We start from the raw sequence: 5331 nt of genomic DNA, 5'->3' as shown, positions 1-5331 counted from the left end.
GTCGTCGTCGGCGGCCTGCTGGCCGTCATGGGCTTCGGCGTGGGCCTGAACTTCGAGATCCTCGTGCTGGTGGTGCAGAACGAGTTCCCGGCCTCCGCCGTGGGCATGGCCACGGCGGCGACGGGCTTCTTCCGCAAGGTGGGGTCGGTGCTGGGAACCTCCGTCGTGGGCGCGCTGTTCACGAGCGGCCTCGCGCGCGCCCTGGCCGAGCGCCTCGCGCCGGTCGGCGGCGTCGGGGCGCTCGGCACGGACGCGAACTTGCTCACGCCGGCCATCGTGCACGCGCTGCCCCCGGACGTGCGCCATGCGGTGGGCGCCGCCTACAGCGACGCGCTCGCGCCCGTGCTCTGGCTCGCGTTGCCGCTGGCCGTGGCGGGCCTCGTGCTCATGCTGTTCCTGCGCGAGACGCGGCTGGCCACCACCGTGGACGGATCGGGGCATGGGGCCGACGAAGGCGCGGACGACCCCCGGCGGCGGCAGGGCGCGCGACGCCGCTAGCCCGCGCGGCCGGCGCGGGCGTCAACCTACGCTCACAGGTCAAGGTTGTGGTTGCTCCTGTGGCTTGGGGGGGGGGGTATACTACTTTTATGAGCGAACTGTTTTTTGATACGATCGACGAATCCGAAATCCCCGCAGGGATGGCCCGCGTGCGATACGAGGCGGGCGCGGTCGAGCCGCTGTACGCCAACGACGAGTTCTTCAGCCTGCTGGGCTACCAGCGTCGATCCCCCGACGATTTCTACCCCCTCGACGTGCGGAACTCGCACGGTTGGCGCGCGTTCTGCGGCCAGCTGCGCGCGCATATCGAGGCAGGCGAGACGGACTTCGAGATCGAGGTGAACCAGGAGACGGCAACCGGCACGCTGCTGTGGACGATGGCGCGGTGCCGTCACGACGCGCGGCGCGGCACGGTCACCTGCCTCGTGCTGGACGTCAGCTCGTGGATGGACACCTCCGAGCGCCTGCGCATGAGCGAGGACGCGTTTCGCATCGCCGCGCAGATGAGCGGCAAGAACATCGCCACGTTCGACCTGGCCGACCGCGCGCTCACCATGCAGGGCGCGGTGGAGGGCTACCTGACGGCGCCCGCGCGCATGGTGAACGTGCCCGACAGCGCCATCGCCGCCGGCATGATCGCGCCTGAGCACGTGGAGCTGTACCGGTCGCTGTACCGCGACATGGAGACGGGCGTGCCGCGCGGGGGCGTCATGCTGCGCATGCGGGACTTCGACACGCGGCGGTTCCGCTGGTACCAGGTCGATTACTCGCTCGTGTTCGACGGCGAGAACCGTCCGGTGTACGCCGTCGTCGCGTTCGGCGACACCACCGAGCGGCACGAGCGCGAGCTGGTGCAAAAGGCGCGGGCCGAGCGCGACGCGCTCACGGGCGTGCTGAACCGCGCGACGTTCGAGGACGGTTGCACGCGCATCATCGAGCGGTCCGAAGTCGACCACGGGCACGCGCTCATCATGGCCGACCTCGACCGCTTCAAGACGACGAACGACCGCTACGGCCACGTGGCGGGCGACCGCGTGATCGTGGAGTCGGTGGCGGGCGTGGTCAGCGCGGTGCGCGACGACGACCTCGTGGGACGCGTGGGCGGCGACGAGTTCATGGTGTGCCTGCGGGGCATCTCGTCGCACCTCATGGTGGAGGCCGTCGCGCAACGCATGTGCGCGGCGGTGCGCGAGGCCGCCGAGGCCTCCGACGACGACCACGGGCCGGTGTCCATCAGCCTGGGCATCGCCCTGTATCCGCAGGACGGCGTCACGTACGAAGAGCTGTACCGCAAGGCCGACAAGGCCCTGTACTGCGCCAAGCGCGCGGGCGGCGGCACCTACGCGTTCTACCGCGACGAGCCGGCGGCGTCCTAGCGCCCGGCGCTACTCCCAGCCCGGCTTCCCCACGCCGCCCTGCTCGATGGTGTCGAGCAGCCCTTGGCGGTCGAACACGCCCACCTTGCGGTAGATGTTGCTCACGTGGTGCTTCGCGGTGCCCTGCGCGATGGACAGCTCGTCGCAGATATAGCGCACGGTGCGTCCGCGGGCCAGCAGCACGAGCACCTCGGCCTCGCGGTTCGTCAGGCGGCACATCCGCGCGATGGCGGCGCACTTCTGCTCGAGGCTGGCGTCGGCGGTTTCCTCGCGCGAGGTGGCGTAGAGCTTCTGCACGTCGGTTTGCGTGAAGAACAGCATGCCCACCAGCACGAGCGCCAGCACGCCCACGAGGAACACCTCGGAGCGCAGCGCCTCCGACCACAGCGCCGCGTTCAGCAGCTGGTCCGCGGCGAACGACCCGATGAGCGTGCCGGTGCGGGCGCAGAGGATGACCAGGCCGAACGACAGCGCCACGGGTATGCGTCCGCGAAACGCCACGTCGGTGGACACCAGCATCATGAACATGTCGAGGCAGTACACGCCCATGATGACCAGCCCCGCGCCCAGGAAGCGGTACGGCGCGGGCAGCAGCAGAAGCAGGATGAGCCCCGCCACCATCGCGGGGATGACCGGGCGGTACAGCGCGATGGGCTCGGCGGCCGAGGGCGCCACCACCATCGACAGCGTGATGGCGGCCAGCGCGCAGCCCGCCAGCAGCAGCGCCTTCGCGGTGAACGCGGCATCGCCCTCGGCGAACGTGTTCACCATGCCCTGCGAGGCCCCGTACACGATGCTGATCACGAGGATGCAGGCGAAAATGCGCCCCACGGGGATGGTGCGCACGTCGAGCGGCAGCACCGAGGGCTCGCGGCGCGGCTCGCGCTTGCAGGCCACCAGCACCGCGGCTGACACGATGGGCAGCGCCGCCGTGAACGCCACGGCCGCCGCCTCGGGCAGCGCGTACGCGACGAAGAACAGCACGAACGCGAACGTGTACGACACGTACAGGTGCCGCCCGACGCGCCCGGTGGCCAGCGCGCTCCACAGCTCGCCCCACATGATGAGCAGCAGCGCGTTGCCCAGCGACAGCGACACGGTGCCGGCAAGGAACCAAGCGAACCCCGCGGCTCCTGAGCCCAGCGTCAGCGCGATGGGCAGCGTCACGGTGCCCGCGGCGGTCAGGCCGCCCGCAGCGAGGAAGCTTGCGCGATGCGTGAGGAACGGCGAGAGGCGCCGCGCGAGCGCCACCACCACGAGGTAGCCCACGGTGGTCAGCACGAGCACCCACAGCGTGGTGTTGCCCGCGAACGGGAAGCGGTCGGTGGTGGGCAGCAGCACGTCGGTGCACATGCTGATCATCCACCAGGCTTGCCAGAATCCCAAACCCAGCAAGCGCCAGCCGGAGAAGCCAACGTGGTCGTCATCCTGCGGTTTCGTGCGCATCGCTCCCCATTCCCATCCCTCGTCGCGTCGCTTCAAACCTAGCAAAACAGGCGGGGGAGCGCAAGCGGGAACCCTGGTTGAGGCATGGGCCGCAACGGCCCATGTTGCGGGTTTCGGCGAAAATGGGCCGCTTCGCCAGATGCCCGCGCGCGGCCGTTCGGCCAGGATGGGGCTATGCGGAACAAGGGATTCCGCTCATCGAGGGAAGGGGTTTCCAATGACCGACATCATGAAGAACGGGCTGTCCCGCCGTGCGTTCCTGGGCCTGGGCGCCACCGCGGCCGTCGCCGCCGGCGCGGGCCTGGCCGGCTGCTCGCCCGCGGCGAGCGCAGGCGACGCGAAGGCCGGCGGCGACGCGGCCGGAAGCGCGGCGGCGAGCGCGGGCGAGACGCAGTACGCGTGGGAGGCAGTTCCCGATCCCATCACCGACATCACGTCGACGGTGGACACCGACATCCTCGTCATCGGCGCCGGTTTGGCCGGCTGCGCGTGCGCCGCGGCGGCGGCCGAGAAGGGCGGCAAGGTGACCGTCGTCGAGAAGACGTCCAGCTGGAACGGCCGCGGCGGCGGCTTCGGCGCCATCAACTCGCACTACATGGACGAGCTGGGCATCGAGGTGGACAAGGTGAACGCCAAGCAGCACTGGATCGCCCAGTGCGCGAGCCGCGCGAACGAGGACCTCATCGTGAAGTTCTTCAACAGCTCCGAAGAGGCGTCCAACTGGCTGCTGGCCAAGGCCGAGGCCGTGGGCGGCTCCGCGATGGTGGGCGCGTTCTACAGCCACGACGACGTGTACGCCGAGCAGCCGGGTTACCACATGCTCATGATCCCCGAGGAGGCCGGCCTCACCTCGACGGGCTTCGCCGGCGCCGAGCTGTGCTACAACGATGCTGTGAAGGACGGCGCGGAATTCGTGTTCGATTCGCCGGCAGTGCAGCTGGTGAAGGACGGCTCGAAGGTGACCGGCTGCATCTGCGAGGGCAAGGACGGCTACGTGCAGTACAACGCCGCGAAAGGCGTGGTGCTGTGCACGGGCGACATCGGCGGCGACGCCGACATGTGCAAGGCGTACGCTCCTGTGTGCGCCGAGTACGGCCAGCCGCGCAGTCAGTACACGCCCGTGGGCGTGAATACGGGCGACGGCCACAAGATGGGCATGTGGGTTGGCGCGCAGCTGCAGGACCTGCCGCTGCCCACGATGATGCACCCGCAGGCGTTCTGCTGGTTCCACGGCCCGTTCTTGTTCGTCAACGACAACGGCGAGCGCTTCATGTGCGAGGACACCTGGGTGCAGGGCAAGTCGCTGGCCATCAACCGCCAGCCGAACGGCGAGGCGTGGTCCATCTTCGACGCCAACTGGAAGACCGACCTCGTGAACGGCCTGCCCTACGGCGGCGGCATGTTCTGGGACTCGTTCCGCCCCTACGGCAGCGACCTGGAGCTGGCGCCCCAGTACTTCGAGACGCAGATTCCCGAGTACATCAAGGCCGGCAACGCCTATCAGGCCGACACGCTCGATGAGCTGGCGAAGCAGATCGGCTGCGACGCCGCCACGTTCAAGGCCACGGTGGAGCGCTACAACGGCATGTGCGAGGCGGGCGAGGACACCGATTACTACAAGAAGCCCGTGTTCCTGACGCCGGTGAAAGAGGGGCCGTTCTACGCGCTCAAGGTGGGTCCCGCGCTGCTCGCCGTGCCCGGCGGTCTGCGCACGAACAACGACTTCCAGTGCCTCGACGCCGAGGGCGCGCCCATCGAGGGCCTGTACGCGCTCGGCAACGTGATGGGCGACATCTGCGCCGTGGACTATCCCATCAACGTGGCCGGCAACAGTCACGGCCGCTGCATCACCTACGGCTACCTGTTGGGCCACGAGCTGGCCGGCGCGTAAGATCCCCAGTGCCCCGCGGGAGCGCTCCCGCGGGGCATCCCGGCGGCGCGACGGATCATGCATGCGCCCGAGCGCCCCATGGGATTGACCCGTGCGGCGCGCGATGCACCGTCTATGTCC

Annotated in this window: 3 protein-coding genes and 1 pseudogene; 3 read left to right on the top strand and 1 reads right to left on the bottom strand. The window is 69.3% G+C overall.

Translation table 11 applies throughout. The annotated features are described in order from the left end of the window. Together ACMO6A_RS09410 and ACMO6A_RS09405 are read left to right on the top strand one after the other, a co-directional pair. A pseudogene (locus ACMO6A_RS09410) lies at positions 1 to 498 on the top strand (MFS transporter); the annotation flags it as partial. Between the two features lie 140 nt (positions 499 to 638). Next, complete coding sequence (locus ACMO6A_RS09405) at positions 639 to 1874, top strand: sensor domain-containing diguanylate cyclase (RefSeq protein ID WP_227101023.1); 1236 nt, start codon at positions 639 to 641, stop codon at positions 1872 to 1874. A 9-nt stretch (positions 1875 to 1883) separates the two neighbouring features. On the opposite strand, the gene ACMO6A_RS09400 is transcribed toward ACMO6A_RS09405, so the two are convergent. Then, positions 1884 to 3320, bottom strand: a complete 1437-nt coding sequence (locus ACMO6A_RS09400; protein WP_009608082.1) for a response regulator transcription factor — start codon at positions 3318 to 3320, stop codon at positions 1884 to 1886. Positions 3321 to 3537: 217 nt separating this feature from the next. Here ACMO6A_RS09400 and ACMO6A_RS09395 point away from each other — a divergent pair, with 217 nt between their 5' ends. Then, entirely contained in the window at positions 3538 to 5211 is a 1674-nt protein-coding gene (locus tag ACMO6A_RS09395) for an FAD-dependent oxidoreductase (RefSeq protein ID WP_418471145.1), read from the top strand. Positions 5212 to 5331 lie beyond the last annotated feature (120 nt).

Source organism: Eggerthella sp. (assembly GCF_048329335.1).
Lineage (GTDB): Bacteria > Actinomycetota > Coriobacteriia > Coriobacteriales > Eggerthellaceae > Eggerthella > Eggerthella lenta.
This window is presented reverse-complemented; position numbering and strand designations above follow the sequence as displayed.